Origin of the sequence: Roseicyclus sp., from assembly GCF_052168335.1 — a bacterium.
Lineage (GTDB): Bacteria > Pseudomonadota > Alphaproteobacteria > Rhodobacterales > Rhodobacteraceae > Roseibacterium.
In genome coordinates this window covers 1-2,478 of record NZ_JBQLZP010000668.1, presented here as the reverse complement: position 1 = coordinate 2,478, position 2,478 = coordinate 1, and the positions used below count along the sequence as shown (strand labels likewise).

Here is a 2,478-nt window from a genome sequence, read left to right as displayed (position 1 = left end):
GCCGCGCAGCCCGACGCCATCCGGCCATCGCCCCGTGGAGCCCCCCATGGAGACCCGACGCCCCGCCCTCTCCCAGTGCCAAGCGGCCCACGCACCGCCGCCCCGCGAGGCCGCACCGCCTCCGGTCCCGGCCCCGATGGTCCGCCGCTGGCCGCGCAGCCCGACGCCATCCGGCCATCGCCCCGTGGAGCCCCCCATGGAGACCGGAGTCCCGATGACCACCCCGCCCTTGCCCGGAACACCGCGCTGGTTGCCCCCCGGCTTGACGTTCGCCAGCACGACGCGGTCTCGGGGCGTCCGACGCGCGCCCGGAGCGATCGGCTGGCTGGTCACGGAGGTTGCAAGATCGCCCCACGCGGGACGCCGCCCTGTCTGCGCGTCTGCCCCCGTCGCACTGTCTCCGCGTCGCCCCGCCTGCGTTACCCGGCTGTGCGCCCTCTCCGCGTCGCCCGGCCCGCGCGTCCCGCCCGCGTCGCCCGAAACGGTCAGGTTCGTCGGGCACAGCGAGAGGCTGTTCGCAGACCCCCTGCGCCTCGGTTTCCTGCGCCTCGGTTTCCTGCGCGCGGGATCCATGCCCCGCCAGCATTCCGCCTCGTGCGGGGGGATATCACCGGCCATCGTCCGCAACCGCGATGCGCCTCCCCGACACCACAGGCCGGGGACCGGGGATGAGCGCCCCGCAGCCCCGCCTGCCCGCCCCGTCCGCGTCGACCGCCACGGCGCGGTCCCCGGTCCCCGCGACCGGCTGTTCGCCGACGCTCCGGGCCCCGGTTTCCGGCGCGCGGAATGCCTGCCGCGCCACCGGGAGCCGCCGTGTCCGCCGCGTGCGAGGCGAGGGCGCGGGCCATCGCCCGGGGCCGCGACGCGGTTCCCGACCCGACAGGCCGGAGGCCGACCGGACAGGCGGGGGGCTGGGGATGAGCGCCCCGCACCCCCCCATCGCGCCCGGCCCGTCGGCGTCGCCCGAGACGGCACGGGGCCCCGTCCCGGCGCCCGGGGCCGAGGCACCCGCCGCCATGCGCCCCCGGGCGGAGGAGGGTGAATGAGCGCCCCGCCCGCACCCCGCGGCTCCGCCCCCGTCGCCTCGGAGCGGCCCGAGCTGCTCGTCCTCTGCGGCGCCGCCGGCCTTCTCGGCGTGCTCGCGCCGCTGGCCGCGCTGCCGCTCGCCCTGTCCCACGCGGCGCACGACGTCCTCGCCGACACCGTCAGCGACCTCGCGCGCGGACCGCATCGCGTGATCATGGACACCGGCTTCTACCTCAACGCGGGCGGGATGCTGGCGCTCGCCATCGGGAGCGCCCACCTCCATCTCGGGCGGTGGTTCTGGTCGCTCGGCATCCTCTGCCTCGCGCTGATCGCGCTCGTCGTGACGCTCCTCGGGATCTGGGACGAATTCAACTCGAACCCCGACGACCCGCTGACGGTCCACACGCGGCTGACCTACGCGCTCGGGCCGCTCTACCTCGCCGGGCCGCTCGCCATGGCGCGGGGTGCCCTGCGCGTCCGGCGGAGCGCGGGCCTGTCCTTCGGGACCGCCGCCGTCCTCTGGGCCGTCCTCGCCGCCGCCTTCAAGCTCGCCCCCGACCACCTCGACGGCGGCTTCGAGAAGGCCGCGCTCGCCGCCACCTGGTTCTGGACCGTGCCGCTCGCGCTGATCCTCCTGCGGCGCGGCATCGCGGGGGTGCGGGCCGGAACCGCCTCCGGCGGCGTCGCGTTCGACCGTGGCAACACGCGAAAGGACGACCAATGGACCTCGGACTGAAGGGACGCACCGCCCTCGTGACGGGCGGCGCCTCGGGCATCGGCAAGGCGACGGGCCGCCTCCTCGCCGAGGAGGGCGCCTCCGTCATCCTCGTGGACCGGCAGGGCGACGCGGTGGCCGCCGCGGCGCAGGAGCTGCCGGGCGAGGTGCGCGCGCTCCAGGCCGACCTCGCGCGCACCGACCAGGTCGACGGGCTCGCCATGACCGTGGAAGAGCGCTTCACGATGCCCGACATCCTCGTCTGCGCGGCGGGCGTCACGGGGGCCAAGGGCCACCCGCTGGACCTGACCGACGCCGACTGGACCGAGGCCTGGGACACCGACTTCATGTCCGTCGTGCGGACCCTCCGCGCCTTCGTGCCCGCGATGGCGCGGCGCGGCTGGGGCCGCGTCGTCGTCGTCTCCTCCGAGAACGCCGCCCAGCCCTATGCGGAGGAGGCGGTCTACGACGTCGCCAAGGCGGGCCTCCTGAACTACGCCCGCGCGCTCAGCCGCGCCGTGGCGAAGAACGGCGTCCTCGTCAACGCGGTCTCGCCCGCCTTCATCGAGACGCCGATGACCGACGGCATGATGGACCGCCGCGCAGCCGAGCGGGGCACCGACCGGGAGGAGGCCGTGGAGAGCTTCCTGAGGGAGGAGCGCCCGCATATCGAGCTCGGCCGCCGCGGCCGCCCCGAGGAGGTCGCCGCCGCGATCGCCTTCCTCTGCTCGGAGCGG

The 2,478-nt window shown here is 76.2% G+C and carries 2 protein-coding genes; both read left to right on the top strand.

The window, feature by feature from the left end:
- Nucleotides 1-1,042: 1,042 nt before the first annotated feature.
- Nucleotides 1,043-1,762 (top strand): DUF998 domain-containing protein, encoded by a 720-nt coding sequence (locus ACTS11_RS20395; RefSeq protein ID WP_442642115.1) that lies wholly within the window; start codon nt 1,043-1,045, stop codon nt 1,760-1,762.
- On the top strand, nt 1,747-2,478 hold a 732-nt coding region (locus tag ACTS11_RS20390), incomplete at its 3' end, for an SDR family NAD(P)-dependent oxidoreductase (protein ID WP_442642114.1). The genes ACTS11_RS20395 and ACTS11_RS20390, both read left to right, overlap by 16 nt.

Excerpts from the sequence above, each read along its gene's own strand:
- ACTS11_RS20395 (WP_442642115.1), top strand. The coding sequence starts at position 1,043 with ATGAGCGCCCCGCCCGCACCCCGCGGCTCCGCCCCCGTCGCCTCGGAG.